Below are 432 nucleotides of genomic sequence, written 5' to 3' on the forward strand. Positions count from 1 at the left end.
AACTTCTGGTAATTCTGGCATAGGGGTCCTTTCTTGTCTTAATTTTCAACCGTTTTTTGACCAAAAGAAAGCCTCCTAATCAAATTGATGAGTTTCTTTCCAGCTCATGCTGAAGGTCTTTTAGATACTGCTTTTGCTGTCTCTTTAAATAGGGAGCAAGCAGCGGTTTTAAAAACCATTTTTTAGCGACTACATTTTCTGTAAAATCCACCAGAGTTTCGTGTCCTTGCTGTCTAAAACTGCCAATCCAGTGACCTTCAATGCTCTCATTATTGAGGTCGAATTCCAAAATATTGTAGGCTACCAACCTGGTCGTATGAAAATGAGTTTCTAACCCGCTCTTGGTCACTTCAATAAAATTGTGATCGTCTAATACCTTAATTTCTTTAATATCGCTTCGCCAAGCAAAACGCTCAAGGTCGGTTACTATAT

1 protein-coding gene is annotated in these 432 nt (G+C 38.4%); it reads right to left on the reverse strand.

All coding sequences use genetic code 11. From position 1 onward, the window contains the following. Positions 1 to 79 precede the first annotated feature (79 nt). Positions 80 to 432, reverse strand: a 353-nt coding sequence (locus tag FH871_RS34955; RefSeq protein ID WP_212768400.1) for an SRPBCC family protein, incomplete at its 5' end; no start/stop codon positions are given.

The organism is Larkinella sp. C7, from assembly GCF_006149005.1.
Taxonomy (GTDB): Bacteria; Bacteroidota; Bacteroidia; order Cytophagales; family Spirosomataceae; genus Larkinella.